At 31.9% G+C, this 18,597-nt stretch carries 14 protein-coding genes; 12 read left to right on the forward strand and 2 right to left on the reverse strand.

Translation table 11 applies throughout. The features are described from left to right. Window positions 1-72: 72 nt before the first annotated feature. Window positions 73-1,146 carry a Fe(3+) ABC transporter substrate-binding protein gene (locus V9L04_RS07275; RefSeq protein ID WP_338793426.1) on the reverse strand — a complete coding sequence of 358 codons (1,074 nt, stop codon included), beginning with the start codon at window positions 1,144-1,146 and terminating at the stop codon, window positions 73-75. A gap of 668 nt (window positions 1,147-1,814) precedes the next feature. Beyond that, a complete protein-coding gene (locus V9L04_RS07280) occupies window positions 1,815-2,387 on the reverse strand; it encodes a hypothetical protein (protein ID WP_338793427.1) in 573 nt (190 codons plus the stop codon). Window positions 2,388-2,561: 174 nt separating this feature from the next. Between V9L04_RS07280 and lnt the strand changes: the two genes are divergently transcribed. From lnt to V9L04_RS07340, 12 genes are all read left to right on the forward strand, one after another. After that, complete coding sequence (gene lnt, locus V9L04_RS07285) at window positions 2,562-4,274, forward strand: apolipoprotein N-acyltransferase (RefSeq protein ID WP_338793428.1); 1,713 nt, start codon at window positions 2,562-2,564, stop codon at window positions 4,272-4,274. 34 nt (window positions 4,275-4,308) lie between these two features. Continuing rightward, the gene (locus tag V9L04_RS07290) at window positions 4,309-5,244 is read left to right on the forward strand and encodes a 1,4-dihydroxy-2-naphthoate polyprenyltransferase (RefSeq protein WP_338793429.1); all 936 of its coding nucleotides are present in this window, start codon (window positions 4,309-4,311) and stop codon (window positions 5,242-5,244) included. 247 nt (window positions 5,245-5,491) lie between these two features. After that, window positions 5,492-9,937 carry a T9SS type A sorting domain-containing protein gene (locus V9L04_RS07295; protein WP_338793430.1) on the forward strand — a complete coding sequence of 1,482 codons (4,446 nt, stop codon included), beginning with the start codon at window positions 5,492-5,494 and terminating at the stop codon, window positions 9,935-9,937. 194 nt (window positions 9,938-10,131) lie between these two features. Beyond that, on the forward strand, window positions 10,132-12,075 hold the full coding sequence (gene asnB, locus V9L04_RS07300; protein ID WP_338793431.1) for an asparagine synthase (glutamine-hydrolyzing): 1,944 nt from the start codon (window positions 10,132-10,134) through the stop codon (window positions 12,073-12,075). Between the two features lie 92 nt (window positions 12,076-12,167). After that, window positions 12,168-12,617: a DUF1572 family protein gene (locus V9L04_RS07305; RefSeq protein WP_338793432.1), complete on the forward strand. Its 450-nt coding sequence runs from the start codon at window positions 12,168-12,170 to the stop codon at window positions 12,615-12,617. 91 nt (window positions 12,618-12,708) lie between these two features. Continuing rightward, entirely contained in the window at window positions 12,709-12,975 is a 267-nt protein-coding gene (locus V9L04_RS07310) for a hypothetical protein (protein WP_338793434.1), read from the forward strand. A 77-nt stretch (window positions 12,976-13,052) separates the two neighbouring features. Continuing rightward, the gene (locus V9L04_RS07315; RefSeq protein ID WP_338793435.1) at window positions 13,053-13,412 is read left to right on the forward strand and encodes a PIN domain-containing protein; all 360 of its coding nucleotides are present in this window, start codon (window positions 13,053-13,055) and stop codon (window positions 13,410-13,412) included. Window positions 13,413-13,460: 48 nt separating this feature from the next. Continuing rightward, window positions 13,461-14,321 (forward strand): hypothetical protein, encoded by an 861-nt coding sequence (locus tag V9L04_RS07320; protein ID WP_338793436.1) that lies wholly within the window; start codon window positions 13,461-13,463, stop codon window positions 14,319-14,321. A gap of 81 nt (window positions 14,322-14,402) precedes the next feature. After that, window positions 14,403-15,701: a DUF5103 domain-containing protein gene (locus V9L04_RS07325; RefSeq protein WP_338793437.1), complete on the forward strand. Its 1,299-nt coding sequence runs from the start codon at window positions 14,403-14,405 to the stop codon at window positions 15,699-15,701. Window positions 15,702-15,815: 114 nt separating this feature from the next. Then, window positions 15,816-16,727, forward strand: a complete 912-nt coding sequence (locus tag V9L04_RS07330) for an SDR family oxidoreductase (protein WP_338793438.1) — start codon at window positions 15,816-15,818, stop codon at window positions 16,725-16,727. 82 nt (window positions 16,728-16,809) lie between these two features. Then, window positions 16,810-17,349 (forward strand): isochorismatase family protein, encoded by a 540-nt coding sequence (locus tag V9L04_RS07335; RefSeq protein ID WP_338793439.1) that lies wholly within the window; start codon window positions 16,810-16,812, stop codon window positions 17,347-17,349. A 6-nt stretch (window positions 17,350-17,355) separates the two neighbouring features. Further along, window positions 17,356-18,567 (forward strand): AAA family ATPase, encoded by a 1,212-nt coding sequence (locus tag V9L04_RS07340; RefSeq protein ID WP_338793440.1) that lies wholly within the window; start codon window positions 17,356-17,358, stop codon window positions 18,565-18,567. Window positions 18,568-18,597: the final 30 nt, after the last annotated feature.

The raw sequence follows: 18,597 nt of genomic DNA on the forward strand, positions 1-18,597 counted from the left end.
CAATTCATTAAAATGTTTTTTAAAAAATACTAGAATAGTAAAAGGCATGCCTTTTCTCTACATCTGATATTTCTATTTCCATTTTACTTCATCAAAAATAATAACAGCTTGTTCTTGATTTTCACCTAATTTTGAAAGGCTTAAAGTATCTTCTTTGAAAGTTCCCCAATCTTTAAGTGTTTGAGCCATTTCTACATCTGTACGAACAGGATATTCCATTTCCTCTCTTACATAAACTTCTTGTGCTTCTTTGCTTGTCAAAAACTCAATCAATTTAATTGCATTTTCTTTGTTAGGCGCATACTTGGTTACTGCTGCACCACTTACATTGATGTGTGTTCCTCTTCCATCTTGATTTGGAAAAATAACAGCTACTTTTTGTGCTGCTTTTACATTGTCTTCATCTGTGTCATTGAGCATTTGAGCATAGTAATAAGTATTTGTTACTGCTAAAGTTCCTTCGCCTGCTGCAATGGCTTTGATTTGGTCACGATCACCACCTTTTGGTTCTCTTGCCATATTTGCTACAACTCCTGTTGCCCATTTTTTTGCAGTTTCTTCATCAGAATTTGCAATAATAGAAGCTAGAAGAGATTGATTATACACATTTTCTGAAGAACGAATCAATAATTTTCCTTTTGCTTTTGACTCAGCAAGACTCTCATAGGTAGCAAAATTTTCAGGTTTTACTTTTTCTTTGTCATAAACAATTACTCTAGCACGTTTTGTAATTCCGAACCACTCATTATCTGCATCTCTCAAATGAATAGGAATATTTGAAAACAAAACTTCAGATTCAATTGGCTGTAAAAGTCCTTTTGATTTTGCTCTGTGTAAACGCCCAGCATCAACAGTAATCAAAACATCAGCAGGAGAATTTTGTCCTTCCATTTCCAATTTATTGATAAGCTCATCAGCCGAAGCCTTCACTACATTTACTTTTATGCCTGTTTGCTTTTCAAATTCTTCAAAAAGTTGTTTATCAGATTCGTAATGACGATGCGAATAAACATTTACTTCTTTTGAGTTCTCCACTACGGCAGTAGAGTCAGAAGTAGTTTCTGTATTGTCTTTTTTCTTGTCATTACAGGCAAAAAATGAAATAGATACAAAAAATAAAATAATACTAACAAAAATACGATTCATAATTTTTTAGTTAAATGTCATTGGTAGAAACACCAACAACGGCGATAATTTTTGTAAAAAGAAATAAGACGTAAAGCCTTATTTAGAATGATTTTAAACAACAAAGGTAGTAAATCAAATTACATTTACTAGAATTCGATTATTTTTTTACAAAAATTAGTAAAAATACGTAGGTCACTGAGTAAAATTATTTATACATTATTGAAATCTGTCTGACATTTTCGATAGATTTATTTTTCAGAATGGAAAAATGACCTTTTCATTTTGAAAAAATAAATATTTATCAAAACAATTTCAAAAAACTAAAATACCCTCTTATGGCTTATAAACAGCTATTTTCAATTAGTTCAAGTTATTTCTAACTAATTTTTGGCATTGGCAAGCCTATTGAAATATATAAGTCAAGTAAGCAAAACAAAATAAGTGATTTTCAAAGTAACTGATTTGTAAAACTGAAAAGTCTAACAAAAAATTTTTAGCAGTAACTTTATTTTTTAAGAATCATTTATTTAGAAAGTCAAAATTGAATATTATGTGTGTTGTCAATCAGCAATGATTATTTTTAGCAACTCCTTATTTTTTAACTATTCAGTTATACTTTTATAAGAAACAAGAAGAATCCCTTTTCATTTTTTGAAGAAAGGGATTTTTTGTTTTGTCAAAACTATTTACTCCAAACAAGGACACATATATTTGTATTCTATCTCTCCAACAATCAATCTTGTATCTTCTACATAATAAACATTTTCACTCAGTCCATTCCACAAGCGCAGGTCACTAATATTTACATTATAATTTCTGACAATATCATAAATGTATGTTCGTTTTTTAATATTTTGATAATGTTTTCTTATTTCAAATTTTTCTGGTATTCCTTTTTCATAGCTTTTCTTTATGGCTACTTTCAAATATTCGCCTGTATAAAGAGATTGCTTTCTAAACGAACTGAAATCAGAATAATCTAACTTATTCCATTTTGCCAAACATGGCGCACAGATTTGATATAAATTTAAAATATATTCTATATTTTCTCCTTCTCCAATTTGATGATAAATATAGGTTGTGTCTTTAGGTCTTTCGAAAATGGCTTTTCGTTCTTCTGTTGTATTTGTAGTAGTAGTAACTTTATTGGTATAAAGAGTATCACTAAAATGCTCTCCTAAAACATTGTACTCATATTTTTGAGCAAAAGAGGTTTGAAAAAAAGCTAAAAGGACGATTGATAAAATAAATAATTTCATAATTGATAAACTAAAAGTGAGTAGTAATTTTCTTTTAGAAAGCTATCAAATTCTGAATTAAAAAACAATTTATCTTAATTTTGACTTGCTTTAAAGTTGATAAACAAAAGCTATTCATTCACTTTGCCTATTTTTGTGAACTAATTATCCATTGTCAATTATCCATTTATACAAATGTCTTCACTTTTATCCTTTCAAGCACATTTAGAACAATATCGTCAGAAAAAATATTATGCGCTATCTCTTTCTGTTTTGGGTGGTGTTTTGATGGCTTTAGGTTGGTATTTTCCTTTTTCGCCTTTGCTTTTTGTAGGACTTATTCCACTTATCGAACTCATAGAATTTTATTTTAAGAAAAATGACATTCAAAAAAAGGAGAAACAAAAAAATACTGATAATACGATAAAAAAGCGCAACTATTTTACTCGGCTTTGTTTCTTTATTTGGGTTTATTTTGTCTTATGGAATGCTGGCGTTTATTGGTGGCTTTGGAATGCGCTGAGTGCAGGAGTGATAGGTGTTTTTTTACTAAATGCTTTTTTACAACTTTTGCCTATCATTGTCTATATTTTTACAAGACGTTTTTCAGTTGGTTTTATCAATTACTTATCATTTGTTTCGTGTTGGTTATTCTTTGAATATGTTCATCTAAATTGGGTTTTGTCGTATCCGTGGATGAATATTGGCAATGCCTTTGGTGAAGTGCCTATGTGGGTGCAATGGTACGAATATACAGGTACTTTTGGAGGAACACTTTGGGTACTTTTGGCTAATATTTTAGCATATCATGTTTTCATAAAATCAGATATAAAAGTAGGAGCTTTTTTGGTTTGGGTATTAGTTCCGATAGGTATTTCTTATGGAATTTATATGAGTTATGATGAATTAGAAAATAATTTGAAATCTGTAGAAATGGCTGTTATTCAACCTAATTTGGATTGTTATTCTGAAAAATTCTCTCATAATCCAAAAACAGGCGAACCTTCTACCAACCATATTCCCTTCAAAAATCAAATTCAAAGATATATTGATTTAGCTAAAAGTGTGATTACAGATTCTACTAAATACATTATTTTACCTGAAACAGCTTTTCATAAAAACTCTACTGAATATAATTATACATCTCAGCAAGATTTAAAACCTATTTTTGATTTTTGTAGAAAAAATAATTTGATTCTCATTTCAGGTGCAGATACATATAAGTTTTATACAGAAAATGATACTGTTCCCAAAACAGCACGAAAATCTAATGGAGGTGATTCGTATTATGATATGTATAATTCAGCTATTCAGTTTGTTCCTTTTACTCAAGATTCTGTTTCATTTTATCATAAATCAAAATTGGTAATTGGTGCAGAAACTAATCCTATCAAAATGGTTTTACCAAATCAAAGTGCCTCTTTGCTTTTTGTAGATATAATGGGAACTTTAGGAACGCAGGATTATAGAAGTGTTTTTGTTTCCCCAACGACAGAGGCAAAAGTAGCTCCTGTGATTTGTTGGGAAGCTGTGTATGGAGAATTTTGTACAGAATACACTCAAAATGGCGCAAATGTAATTGTTGTACCAACTAATGAAGGTTGGTGGGGAAATACGCCTGCACCTCGTCAGCTTTGGGCATTGTCGGCTTTGCGTGCCATCGAAACACGACGTAGTGTAGCACGAGCAGCCAACACAGGAATTTCAGGATTTATAGACCAAACAGGAAAAGACATTTCTAGAAGTGAATATGGAGAACAAACAGCTTTAAAATATTCTATAAAACTCAATGACAAAGTTACTTTTTATACCCTTCACGGAGATTATTTAGGAAGACTTGCTGGTTTTTTGGCAATTTTATTTTTTATATCTGCTTTTGTTAGGAAACTTAGAACCCCAAAGAAATGATGAATTGTGAGTTATTAATTATAATTAGAAAAAAATGAATTTAAAATCGTGGATAGAAGCAGCAAGACTACGAACTTTACCATTAGCACTAGCCAGTATGTTAATGGGTTGTTTTTTGGCTGCCATAAATGGATACTTTGATGTAAAAATTGCATCTCTAATTATTCTGACAGCTCTTTTATTACAAATCCTGTCAAATTATGCCAATGATTATGGAGATAGCATTCACGGTGCAGACCATAAAGACCGAGTAGGACCAAAAAGAACTGTTCAAGCTGGAAAAATCACTTCTTCACAGATGCGAAATGCAGTTATTTTATTTTCTGTTTTATCGTTTGTGAGTGGTGTTTTGCTCCTTATTGTGGCGATAGATTTTCAAAAGGAAAGTAGCTGGAAAACACTCGGTTTCTTTTTAGGATTAGGAATTTTTTGTATTGCTGGAGCAATTCTTTATACAGCAGGAAAAAAACCGTATGGCTATATGGGTTTGGGAGATATTGCTGTTTTGATATTTTTTGGTTGGATAGCAGGTGGAGGAACGTATTTTTTACAAGCACAAGCCTATTTTCAAAGCTCAACAAACTTTCAAACTATTTCTTGGGATATTTTTCTTCCTGCTACAAGTTGTGGACTTTTCGCTGTTGGTGTTTTGAATTTGAATAATATTAGAGATATAAATTCTGATATTTTGGCTGGAAAAAACTCTATTCCTGTCCGAATTGGTAAAGAAAAAGCAAGTATTTATCACGCTTCTGTTTTGATTTTAGCTTGGGTTTGTGCGCTCATTTTTTTAGGATTAAATTATCAAAAGCCTTTAAATCTTTTGTTTTTGATTACACTTCCTTTATTTATCCGAAATATCGTTCAAGTTTTCAAAAGAAACGATATGGAACTTGACCCACTTTTAAAACAACTTGCACTTTCTACACTATTTTTTGTAGTGTTTTTTGGTATTAGTTTTTTAATATAAATTATTATTTTTAGTATGTTTTTTTGTTGTATTTTAAAAAAAGCTACTTGAAAAACATTCAATAAAAAAAATAATTTACTTGATTTATTATATTTTATAATCAACTGATATTCAGTAACTTTGCAACAATTTAATTGTATCTACTAAAAAAGTATTTATTTCGAAAGATATTTTTGCATTAAAGTTGTTATAGTAGTAGACAAATATTATGTTATTCAACCAGTTTCTCATATTAAGCTATAATTCAATGAATTCATTATACAGGTTCAAACAAACTTATTTACTAAGTCTGTTTGGCATTTTTTTATCTTTTTCACTCTATGCCCAAACAGGTCCTGGAGGAGTTGGAACTAATACAGGAGCAGCACCTTTACAACTGTGGCAACGTGCTGATGCTATTACACCTGTTCCTGCTGATGGTACAGCGACTAATTTTATAGATGCTTCTGGTCATGCAAGACATTCAACAAACTCAAATGGAGGAGGCAATGGAGTACGTGCATTGTACCAATCTAATATAGCCAATACATTTCCTATCGTACGTTTCAATGGATTAAATACAACTGCTGGTTCACAGTATGATGACGCTTATTCATATGCTGCACGTACTGTCTTTGTTGTATATAGGGCTTCTTCTACAACTCAAGATAATGGTGATTTGGCTCAAGTTTGGGGAGACTATAATCCTTCACAAACTCAAATAGCATTAGATGCACGTGCTGGCACTAACTTACGAGGTTTTAGTTTTGATGGGGCTGGTGGCACACAAGCTAGATATGCAATCAATGGAGCAAATTTTACGGGTTTTGCAGCAAATTCAAATACTCAACAATGGACATACAATCAATTTCAAGTTCTATCAGTAGAGTTTCAGAATACTCAAGCCATGACAAATCAACGGATTAGTACATTAGCTAGTAATTTTACCACAGACCATCGTTTTGGAGGAGATTTAGCTGAAGTTATTGTTTATGATAGGGTTTTAAATCCTGCTGAAAGAATTGTAGTTCAAAATTACCTTTCTTCAAAATATCAAGGTGCAGCACTTACTCAAAATGACTTTTATTCTCACGATGCTACTACTGCACAACCCTTTTTTCATAATGTAGTTGGGGTAGGAAAAGAAGTAGGTACAAATGTACACCTTGCTTCTAAATCTTCATTTGTAGAAATCAATGCTGTAAATACTATTAATCCTAATTCTTACCTTTTTATGGGGCATGATAATGGGGCTATTGGTAGTTATACAGCTATAAACTCTCCAGCTGGCTATGAGCGAGTAGCAAGAACGTGGCGTGCAGATGTAACAGGAACAATAGGAACAGTTACTTTTAGAATAGATGCCTCTCAATTACCTGGGGGAACAGCTTGTGAATTAGCTATTATCACAGATGGAGATAATAATTTCGCAAGTGGAGCAACTATTACACCTCTTACTCAAGTAGGTGCTTCTTCTATTTATCAAGCTACTTTAGCTATTCCTGATAATGTCTATTTTACTGTAGCACAAGCAATCGGAGCAACAATAACACTTACAGCTACAGCCAATGGAAACTCTGGAGAAGTAGATTTAGTATGGACAAATCCTGCATTAGCTAATTTCCAAGAATATAGAGTTTATGGAGGACTTTCTAATAATCCTACTACTTTATTAGCTACTATTCCTAGTCAAGCAACTTTATCTACTACACTTACAGGACTGACAAACTGTAGTTTGTATTATTTTAGATTAGTACCTGTTACTCTTACTGATGTAGAATCTCCTTGTGAAGGAACAGATACAGCTCGTCCTACGAATGGAGTTGCACCTACTGCCATGAATCTCACAGCTGCCACTCCTGTAACTTCTCCTTCTACAAACGGACAAGTTACACTTACTTTTGATGCTAGTGGAGACCCGACTATAAGGCAAATTAGAGTGTATAGATACAGAAGTGGAGATCCAGTTCCTGCTACGCCAAGTGTTACATTTACTTCAGGTATCACTCCTACTACTACACAAGTTATTGTTGCAGGTATATTATATGCTAATTCGCCATTTGCTACTTGTTATAGAATTACTCAAGTAAATCAGTGTGGAGAAGAAAGTCTAATTTCTGGAGAACAGTGTGCCACCATTACTGTACAACCTGAAATTTGTAATAATAGCTTGGATGATGATGGAGATGGAAATATAGATTGTGGAGATCCAGACTGTGCAGGAATAGATGGCTGTCCTGGTTGTATCTTTCAGATTACAGACCCTGGGGAATTTCAATTATTCCAGTATAAAGTAATACCTGTAAATGGTAACAATATTGGTTACCAAACACCTATTTTTGGAGATGTAGATAATGATGGAGAAAGAGAAATTGTAGTGTTGGGAGATGACGGAATTATTAGTGTCTTAAATCCTCGTAATGATGCTCTTCCTGATGTAGAATATGAGCAAACAGGACTCAGAAGACCAGATGGAGCAACTAGTTTGCTTACTATGGCTGATGTAGATGGCGATGGTTATATAGAGTTTTTCTATGTCAGAAATGATGCTAACTCTTCAGTAGTTTGTTACCAATACAATTACACCCTACCAGCTTTTGAACTGCAATGGGAAAGTATAAACAACCCTGTAGGAGAACGATTTTCTAATACTGACAGAGCAAATATAAACCTTGCAGACTTTAATGAAGATGGTACACCAGAAGTATATGTAGGAGGTACTATTTTTAATGCAGTTACAGGAGAATGGTTAGGCTATGTAGGAGCAGGAAACCCAGATGGAGATCCAAGAGATACAGGGCAACCTATTTTTCAGATTTCAAATGCTGCTGATGTACTTCCTGATGCTGCTTGTGCAGACTGTGCAGGTTTGGAGTTACTAGCAGGAAATGTAGTTTATTCTGTAAATATTGCGACAAAAACAATCGCAATACAACGTACTTCTCCTATTCCACTTACAGGTGGCTTTAAAGATGCTACCATGTCAGTTGCAGATATGGATAATGATGGAGATATAGACGCTGTAGTATCTGGTTATGGTAGAGTATATGTATGGGATATTCAAGATACAAATCCTGCTACAACTTTACTTTCAAATGTTTTTGATTTGAGAGCCTATACAGGAGCATCTACTATAAATGGAGTGCAAGGAGTGGGAGGCACAAGTCCTTTTTCTGGTATTGCAACTATAAATGACTTTGATAATGACGGAAAAAATGAATTTGGACTAACTAAAGAATTTGGTGTAGTAATGTTCAATGATATAGATACAGCAGCTCTCAATGGTGGAAATTTGCAACCTATGTGGACATTACCAACGACAGATGAATCAGGCACAACAGGACTTTCTTCTTTTGATTTCTTAGGAACAGGATTTGCAAATCTAGTATATAGAGATGAAACTAAAGTACGTATATTCCAAGGAGCTAGTGGTACAGTTTACTTTGATTCCGATGTGGCTGGCTTTCCTTCTTGTATAAGTGGTACAGGAATGGAAATCCCTACTATTGGTGATGTAAATGATGATGGACAAACAGAAATTGTGGCATCTTGTAATGGACGTGTTATAATCTATCAATCTTCTAATATTCCTTGGTTACCTTCTCGGGATGTTTGGAATCAAGTAAATTATAATATTACAAATATTGATGGAGATTTGACTGTTCCTGCTACCATCACAACACCAAATTATTTGACAGTAGCTCCTCCTCTAAATAACTACATGGCGCAGCGTCCACTTAGTAACTCTACAACGCCATTTATTCCTGCTGCTGATATTGTAGCTTTAGTAGATGTAGATGATGGTGCAATTGACTTAGGAAACTGTCCTGCTGAAGTAACTTTTACTATTGATATAGAAAATCAAGGAGATGCAGATGTTGTAGTACAGTATCCAATTACTTTTTATAGTGGTGATCCTCAAGGCTCTTCTTGGAGTAATCTAAGTACTTTTGCAATCAATGATGGTTTGGCAGTGGGAGAACAGAAAGAGTATACTTATTCTTTTCCTTTAACTAGCGACCCTGCACAAGTATATGTCGTTCTGAATGACAATGGAGGTAGTACCCCAGGTGCGCCAGTAGTATTACCAAATACTTCTGTTGCTGAATGTGAGTACAACAATAACTTCTTAGGACCATATACTATTTCTAGTTGCTTTGATCCTCTACCTATTGAACTTATTCGTTTTGGTGGAGAAGATGAAGGAGATAAAGTACAATTAGATTGGGCAACAGCATCAGAAAAAGATAATGCCTATTTTGAAGTTCAGCGTAGTTTTGATGGACAAGATTTTGTAACTATTGATGTTATTCAAGGACAAAAATTTTCTACTCAAACAAGAGAATATCAAACCTATGACTATGAAAACTGGACTGGAACAGCTTATTACAGACTCAAACAAGTAGATATAGATGGAACTCCAACACTAAGTAATACGATTGTCTTCAAAAGAGATAATAATTTAGAAATCAATATTTATCCAAATCCAATATCTTCTGGACAAGATTTACATATTGAAGGACTAAATGGAGAATGGAATGCCATTTTGTATGATATGGCAGGAAGAACTATTAAAAATTGGACTATCAGTTTTGATAAACAGGTCTATACTACACCATTTCCAATGATAGGAAAGGGAATGTATATTCTTCAATTAGAACCTTTAAATAATCAAGAACAAGGCAAAATAATTGAAAAACTAGTAGGAGAATAATAATTTATCTTCAACTATTATTTTCAAACCTTCATCAAAATAAAAACTTGATGAAGGTTTTTTTGTAGCAGTCAGTTTCCAAGCTGTCAGAAATAACAATTTTATTCCAAAATTTCAGTAAATTTGAATAAAAAGAAATTCAAAGGTTACAAGAAATTAACTGGTAACTGCTTACTGATAACTCATAACTGAACATGTGTGGAATAACAGGAATTTTTGCCTTTAATGAAATTGGTCGTTTTTCGTTAGTGCGTTTGCAGGAAGCAACTGAAAGACTAGAACATCGTGGACAAGATGCACAACGTTTGTACAATGATTTTTTTGTTGGTTTGGGACATCGTCGTTTGTCTATTTTAGATTTGTCTTCGGCCGCCAATCAACCAATGAGTAGTAAAGACGAGCGTTATACGATTGTTTTTAATGGAGAAATTTATAATTTCAAAGAGTTACGAAAAGAATATTTGAGTGATTTAGACAATGTTGATTTTGAGACAGAAAGTGATACAGAAGTATTACTTCAACTTTATATTCGTTTTAAAGAAAAATGCCTTGAAAAACTCAATGGTTTTTTTGCCTTTGCAGTTTATGATAATCAAGAACAGTCTATTTTTATAGCTCGTGATAGAATTGGAATAAAACCACTTTTGTATTATCACGATGAAGATAAATTTGTCTTTTCTTCTGAAATGTCGTCTTTAATGGCATATCGTTTTCCTAAAAAGCTAGATTTTGCAAGTCTGCGCTTGTATTTTTCGCTGCATTATATTCCTGCTCCTCATACTATTTTTGAAAATGTCTTGAAACTTCCTGCTGGACATTATCTCAAAATCAAGAAAAAAGAAGTTATTTTAGAAAAATATTACGAAATTCCGAATAACTACGAAACGCAAAACTATAATTCTATTTCGTATGATAACGCACAAAAAGAATTAGTAAGTTTATTAGAGGAGTCTGTAAAAAAACGTTTGATTTCGGATGTTCCGATTGGTTCTTTTTTGAGTGGTGGAACAGATTCTTCGGCTATTGTTGCGCTGGCTACTCGCCATACAAAACATCTCAATACATTTTCGATTGGCTACAAAGACGAACCTCTTTTTGATGAAACGAGTTACGCCAATTTGGTTGCAAAAAAATTTAATACCAATCATACCGTTTTTACACTTTCGAATACTGATATTTTTGAGGCTGTTTTTGATATGCTTCCTTTTTTGAGTGAACCTTTTGCAGACTCTTCGGCTATTCCGTTTTATGTTTTGAGCAAACACACCAAACAAACGGCTTCTGTGGCTCTTTCTGGAGATGGTGGCGATGAGCTTTTTGCAGGTTACAATAAATATTTAGGAGAATATAAAGTCAGAAATGCAGGTTGGAAAGAAAATCTGATAAAAGGAAATTTAGGACTTTTAGAAAAGCTACCAAAATCAAGAAATTCGTTTTGGGGAAATAAATTCAGACAATTACATCGTTTTGCAAAAGCGGCACAATTATCAAAGCAAGAACGTTATTGGTTTTTGAGTAGTTTTATTGATGAACAAAACGTCCAAAATATTTTTCAATCTGATGTTTTTGACTTATCAAATGAAGATAACAAATTCCAAAATCGAAAAAATAACTACACAAAATTCATTTCTGATAGCAAAAAAGGCGATATAAACGAAATGCTATATGCTGATATGAATTTACTTTTGCCAAATGATATGCTTCATAAAGCTGACCAATTTTCTATGGCTCATGCTTTAGAGGTTCGTGTTCCTTTTCTTGATCATAATCTTGTGAACTTTGCTTTTCAGATTGAAGAACAATACAAAATCAATCCAAAAATTAAGAAACGAATTGTTCAAGATGCATTCAAAAACATTCTTCCTGCCGAACTCTATAATCGTTCAAAACACGGTTTTGATGTTCCTTTAGCAAAAGGATTTCAAACACTTTTAAAACCACTTGTAGAGCAAAGTTTGGATAGAGATTTTATACAAGAACAAGGCATTTTTAGTCCTGCTTATACTGAAAATCTAAAGCAAAAAGTAAAACAAGGAACAGATTACGACCAAAATCATGTTTGGGCATTTATTGTTTTTCAACAATGGTGGAAAAAAAATGATATACAAAAGTTTATTGAAGAAGAAGAGGAGTTTTAAAATGTATCACAGACTTCCTAGTCTGTGTATAAAATAATTTTTCAACAGACTAGGAAGTCTGTCGTACAATAAAAGATTAATAAAAACCAAAAATGACACTCAACCAAACCTTACGCACACTTTTTGAAAGAGATATACAAAGAGTGAAACTAGAAATTGAGAGCTACAAAAACGAAGAAAATATGTGGAAATTAGATGGAGAAATCCTCAATTCTGCTGGAAATCTTTGTTTGCATCTTATCGGAAATCTAAATCATTTTATTGGTGCAGAAATCGGAAAAACAGGCTATATCAGACAAAGAGAATTAGAGTTTTCTCAAAAAAATATTCCTAAAAAAGAGTTAGTTGAAAAATTAGAAGAGGTCATCAAAATTGTTGATACTTCAATAAGATCTTTGGGTGAAGAAGAATTACATGCAGAAACTGCTATTCCAAAATTCATAGAAAAACAAACCAACGCTTTTTTGCTTTTACACTTACACGCTCATCTCAACTACCATTTAGGACAAATCAACTATCATAGACGATTATTAGACAAATAAAAGGGTATAACAGACTTCCTAGTCTGTGTAAAAAACTTTGATTCTTTCTTTATTTTTGATATTTTTAGTTACACCATTAATTAATAATAGTATGTTATCACAATTAGATTCAAGAAAATATTGGTTAGTACATCAAATTCTGTTGCTTCCAGATGAAAATCTTTTGGAAAAAGTAGAGCTTTTTTGGAAAAATCAAATCAAAACACATTCTATCTTAAAGCCTATGCGTAAAGAACTGCGTATTGAAGATTTGATAGAAGAGCAAAATTACCAAGGTTTTGATTATCAGAATTATACTAGATTATCAAAAGAGTTAAATATTACTGAACCTATCGAACAATTATTAGCAGATATATGAATTACGTACTAGACACAAATATTATTTTGCTTTCTATGTGAAGTGAAGAGTTTAAAGAGTATATTTATCAAGATTTTTTGAAAGATAATACAGCAATTATATGTGTAGTTACAGAAGGAGAAATATATTCTTTAGCTACTAGAAATGGTTGGGGAGAAAGAAAAATAAAGTTATTAGATGAATTGCTAGAAAATTATATAGTTGCAGATATTCATTCAAAAGATGTTACCAAAATGTATGCTCAAATAGATGCTTTTAGTCAAGGTAGATTAAAAACAATGCAAAGTAATTTTTCAGCTCGCAATATGAGCAAGAATGATATTTGGATAGCTGCTGTTTCAACTATATTAGATGCCATACTTATTACTACTGATAATGATTTTGACCATTTAGACCCCAATTTTTTGAAATGTATCAAAGTTAAATCCAATTTATAAGATTCTATTATCCCAACAGAATAGGAAGTCTGTTATACTGAATATCAAATGAAATTTTATATTTTATCAATTCTATTATTTTTATTTCTCTTTTCTTGTAATCAAAAACCTGTTGTTGATAATGAAAAGCCTTATTTTATAGAAGGACAGATAAAACCAAAAGAACATATTATTACAACCAATAACTCTTTCAATTTTGGTAATTATAATGATGTGCAACTTGATTCTATTTTTTGTTTGTCCTTAGATTCAATGTTAGATTTTTTGAATGTTACAGCATTTGAAAAAGATACAGTTGTAGAAAATTATTTTACAAATGCTATGTTTGTACAAGCACAAGCTGAATTTCCAGAATTTGTAATTTTAGATAGTAAGCATTTAGATTTAATGGATTCGATAGATTTTTGGGAATGTCCAACATACATTTATGTAAAAAAGGATAATAAATTAGAACTCTCTACTACAATAGTTACAAGCTCTAGAAGTTGGTTTGGTGCAGAAATTTATAGACGAGATATGGATTTTGATGGTAAATTAGATTTGATTATTTCACGTCCTTTTTATATGGCTAGTAGAGATATTGCAACTTACCATATTTTTATTAAACAAGATTTGAATAAAAATACAACAGCTTTTTCGACAAGAGAAGAAAAACTATTGGTTAATAATGGCAATAAAACTGTAACTTCATTTACTCACGGAGGTGCTTATGGAATTTATGCAAAAACTATAAATAAATGGAAAGGGGATAATTTAGTTGAAATAAGGAGATTACAACGAACTTATGGAACAGAAACAGAAGATGACTTTGTAGAAGAATTCACAATCAAAAATGGCAAAGAAGTAAAAATCAAAAGTCAAAAAATGTCATTTGAAGAAGCAGAAAAATACTTTGAAGAATATCAATAAAATGTATAACAGACTTCCTAGTCTGTTAAAAATATATTACACCAACAGACTGGGAAGTCTGTCATACATATTTTACACAAAATGAAATTTAAACTCACACTATTTACAGTTTTATTAGCAATTATTTGTATTTCAAATACAGTTTTTGCTCAAAATACAGAAACCTATTATGATGATATGTCTTTCAAAACGGAAGATTTTATCTATGATCCATATATCAAAACGGTTCGGCTTTATCCAAATCAACAACCTTCACAGGCTGCTCAATTAGAGCAGCCAATTATACCACTTTCACAGCAAACTCCGTTACTTCTCACTTTTGATGAGTTGGCAAGTGATGCACGAGTATATAAAGCTCAAATTATTCGTTGTGAATCGGATTGGACTGAAAGCAGTCTTCCAGCTATGGAATATTTGAATGTCTATAATGATTTTTTAATACGTGATTATGATTTTTCTATCAATACGAAAGTGCCTTTTGTGCATTATAAATTTCAAATCCCAAAAGTAAAAATTTCAGGGAATTATGTAGTAAAAGTATTTTATCAAGATGAAGAAAACCTAATTCTGACAAAACGATTTATGGTTTTTGAGGAAAAAACAAGTATTGGTTTTGAGCAAATTCCATCTGTGGGTGGAGAAAATTCTCTTATCTATCAACAGTTCAAACTTTCAGTAAATTATACAGGTGTGAAAGGTGTAGTAAACCCAAATACACAATTTGAAGTAGTTGTAAGGCAAAATTATCGTTGGGGAAATGCGATTTATGACTTGAAACCTACTTTTGTAAAAGACTTTCAAAAAACATTAGAGTTTAGTTCTCTAACCGAATCTCAGCGTTTTTTGGGGAGTAATGAATTTAGATTATTTGATATTCGAACACAAAGAAAATTTGGTTGGGGAGTAGATAGTGTGCGTTATCAAAAAAATAGCGACCACGTTTTCCTTCAAAAAGAAAAATCAAGAGCAAATCTAGCTTATGGAACTCGCTTAGAAGATTTCAATGGACAATTTTATATAGAAAACAGCCAAAGAGCAGAGCAATCTGAAACAGAAGCTGATTATGCGTATGTAAATTTTGTATTGAAATCTCAAAAATTAGATAACAATGTGTATATAATTGGAGGCTTGACAGATTGGAGAATAAATCCACTCTTCAAGATGAATTACGTGAATAAAGGTGGATATTATACAGCAGAAGTTTTATTGAAACAAGGAATTTATAATTATTTCTACACAACTGTAAATGACAAAAAAGAAATAGATTATTCACCTTTAGAAAACAATTATAGACAAACTGAAAATGCGTATGATGTTTTGATTTATTACCGTCCGATGAGTAGCAGAACAGATTATTTGGTGGGGTATCGTAAGATTTGAGAAATCAAATAAAAAATTGCTTCTACTTACAAAATCTATTATCTTACACAAAAATTAACCAATAATATAACTATAAAACAAAAAAATAATTTATATACTTAACTTAATATAGCTATGGAAAACGAAAAACCAACCTACGCACATCCTATGATGCGTGAAGATGCACTCAAAGGAAAAACTATTGTTATTACAGGTGGTGGAACAGGTTTAGGTCGTTCGATGGGAACATATTTTTTAAAATTAGGAGCTAACCTTGTCATTACAAGCCGTAAATTAGATGTTTTGGAAGCAACAGCTAAGGAAATGGAAGAAGAAACAGGTGGAACTGTACTTCCTTTAGCGTGTGATGTACGTGATTACGACCAAATCGAAAAAATGCTTAAAGATTCTGTTGAAAGATTTGGAAGTGTTGATGGTCTTCTCAATAATGCAGCAGGAAATTTTATCAGTCCAACAGAAAGATTATCGCATCGTGCTTATGATACAATTGTTGATATTGTTTTGAAAGGAACATATTATTGTACCCTTGCTTTCGGAAAATACTGGATTGAATCAGGAAAGGCTGATAATTATGCTAACCCTAAGACAGTTTTGAGTATCGTAACTACGTATGCTGAGACAGGTTCAGGTTATGTTGTTCCTTCGGCTACTTCTAAAGCTGGTGTAGTGGCTCTTACTAAGTCTTTGGCTGTAGAATGGGCAAAATATGGCATTCGTTTCAATGGTATTGCTCCAGGGGCATTTCCTACAAAAGGAGCTTGGGAACGCTTGATGCCAAAAAATTTACAAGACAAATTTGATATTAAAAAGCGTGTTCCTGCCAAACGAGTAGGTGACCATCAAGAATTGGCTAACCTTGCAGCTTATCTTATCTCTGATTATTCATCTTATATCAATGGTCAGATTATTACGATTGATGGAGGCGAAGTAGCACAAGGTTCGGGACAGTTTTCTATGTTAGAACACGTTCCTCAAGAAATGTGGGATATGGTAGAACAAATGACTCGTAGCGCAAAAAGTAGTTAATTAAATCAATTACGAATTATTAAAATTACGAATTACGAATAAGAAATATCATTCGTAATTCGTAATTGAAAATTAAAAAAACATGCAAATCAAAAAAGACGATAGCCTTTTACTTTTCATTGATGTACAAGAAAAATTATTTCCTCATATAGACAAGCATTTTGAATTAGAAAAAAAACTCAATCAACTTGTTGAAGGAATGCAGGTTTTAGATATTCCAATTATTGTTACAGAACAATACACAAAAGGATTAGGAAAAACCATCGAATCTGTTTCTAAGAACTTAAATGATGTTCCTACTTTCGAAAAAATGACTTTTAGTTGTATGCGAAATCCAGAACTTGCAGCAGCCATCGAACAAAGTGGAAAAAGAACAATCATTTTAGCAGGAATAGAAGCGCATATTTGTGTTCTTCAAACAGCTTTAGACTTGTGTGCAGAAGGATTTGATGTTGCTTTGGTTCTAGATGCAGTGGGTTCTAGAAGTGAAGAAAATAAAAGTATTTCGGTGTTGAGATTACAAAATAAAGTAGCTTTTACAAGTGTAGAATCTGTACTTTTTGAGCTTTGTGAGTTGGCAGGAACGGAAGAATTTAAAGCTATTTCTAGGATTATTAAATAGAAAAATATGTTTACCAAATTTAGAGTACGAAATTTCAAGACTCATTTAGATACAGAAATAGAACTAAAAGACCTTACTTTATTGATCGGTTCGAATAACTCTGGAAAAACCAATCTTTTGAAAGCAATTAGTTTTTTTTCGGAGATTGTTAGAGGTAATTTCTATGAAAGAAATGATGATATTTTTTATGAAGATTTGCTAAGTTATAGGCATAGTTTACATAATGAAGATATTATTTTAGAATGTAGTTCACTAATAAAGCATGAAAATAAAAATATATTTTTTAGTTATAAATTAAGCATATATGAACCTCCTTTTGATCAAACAGTGAAACTATCCGAAAAACTTACTTTAATTTTAGATAATGAAACATTAAATTTTGAGAATAAAGATTGTGATATATACTCTTTAAAACTACATGAATTAATAGGAGAAGATTATTTAAAAATTAATAATACTTTTAGCTTTAAGCATAAAGTTTATAGTCAAATTAAATCTATTGCGAATATTTACTACTTTAATTTTTATCCTCAATTACTTAGAGATTATAGCGAATTAGATAAAAATATTTCTTTAACATTTAATGAAGCTAATAGAATAGATATTGCTAATTTTGATGAATTGTTTGTATCTATATTTGTTCACATTAAAGACAATGAAAAAAACTCTTATAACAAATTTATGTCTTATTTGAGGAGTTTTGAGCCTAGTTTGATAAGTTTAGAAATACAAGATAGTGAGTTAGTTTGGCAGTTTGATTTAGGAAACCATAGATTAGTAAGTTTTAATGCCGATGATATTTCAGATGGATTATTGAAAGCTACTGCTATATCATTACTTTGTTCATTAGAAAAAAAACCTGCTGTAATAATGTTAGAAGAAATTGAAAATGGAATTAATCAAAGTAAAATTCAAGAGTTTTTAGGTTGGCTTAAACATGTTTCTGATAATGGAAAAAATACACAGTTTATCCTTACTTCTCATAGTCCTTCCGTGATTCGTGAGTTTTCAGATAATTTGAATTCTGTTTATACAGTTCATTTAAAAAGAAAAAAGGGTTATGTAAGTGAAGTTACCAATCTGAATGAAGCCTTAAAAATGATAAATCGTTTGGGAGGATTAAAAGAAGAAACGGTTGAGGAAGTGGATGGAGTTTTACACATTCGTAAATATGCCCTTACCGAGCTTTTTTATGACGGAATTTTGGGAGAATTATAAACTAAACTTTTATAGGAAAATAAATTTACC

This window comes from Bernardetia sp. MNP-M8, assembly GCF_037126285.1.
Lineage (GTDB): Bacteria > Bacteroidota > Bacteroidia > Cytophagales > Bernardetiaceae > Bernardetia.

What these genes read in the sequence shown, in the direction of transcription:
- V9L04_RS07275 (WP_338793426.1), bottom strand. Translation starts at nt 1,146, where the DNA reads ATGAATCGTATTTTTGTTAGTATTATTTTATTTTTTGTATCTATTTCA.
- V9L04_RS07280 (WP_338793427.1), bottom strand. Translation starts at nt 2,387, where the DNA reads ATGAAATTATTTATTTTATCAATCGTCCTTTTAGCTTTTTTTCAAACC.
- lnt (WP_338793428.1), top strand. Translation starts at nt 2,562, where the DNA reads ATGTCTTCACTTTTATCCTTTCAAGCACATTTAGAACAATATCGTCAG.
- V9L04_RS07290 (WP_338793429.1), top strand. Translation starts at nt 4,309, where the DNA reads ATGAATTTAAAATCGTGGATAGAAGCAGCAAGACTACGAACTTTACCA.
- V9L04_RS07295 (WP_338793430.1), top strand. Translation starts at nt 5,492, where the DNA reads ATGAATTCATTATACAGGTTCAAACAAACTTATTTACTAAGTCTGTTT.
- asnB (WP_338793431.1), top strand. Translation starts at nt 10,132, where the DNA reads ATGTGTGGAATAACAGGAATTTTTGCCTTTAATGAAATTGGTCGTTTT.
- V9L04_RS07305 (WP_338793432.1), top strand. Translation starts at nt 12,168, where the DNA reads ATGACACTCAACCAAACCTTACGCACACTTTTTGAAAGAGATATACAA.
- V9L04_RS07310 (WP_338793434.1), top strand. Translation starts at nt 12,709, where the DNA reads ATGTTATCACAATTAGATTCAAGAAAATATTGGTTAGTACATCAAATT.
- V9L04_RS07320 (WP_338793436.1), top strand. Translation starts at nt 13,461, where the DNA reads ATGAAATTTTATATTTTATCAATTCTATTATTTTTATTTCTCTTTTCT.
- V9L04_RS07325 (WP_338793437.1), top strand. Translation starts at nt 14,403, where the DNA reads ATGAAATTTAAACTCACACTATTTACAGTTTTATTAGCAATTATTTGT.
- V9L04_RS07330 (WP_338793438.1), top strand. Translation starts at nt 15,816, where the DNA reads ATGGAAAACGAAAAACCAACCTACGCACATCCTATGATGCGTGAAGAT.
- V9L04_RS07335 (WP_338793439.1), top strand. Translation starts at nt 16,810, where the DNA reads ATGCAAATCAAAAAAGACGATAGCCTTTTACTTTTCATTGATGTACAA.
- V9L04_RS07340 (WP_338793440.1), top strand. Translation starts at nt 17,356, where the DNA reads ATGTTTACCAAATTTAGAGTACGAAATTTCAAGACTCATTTAGATACA.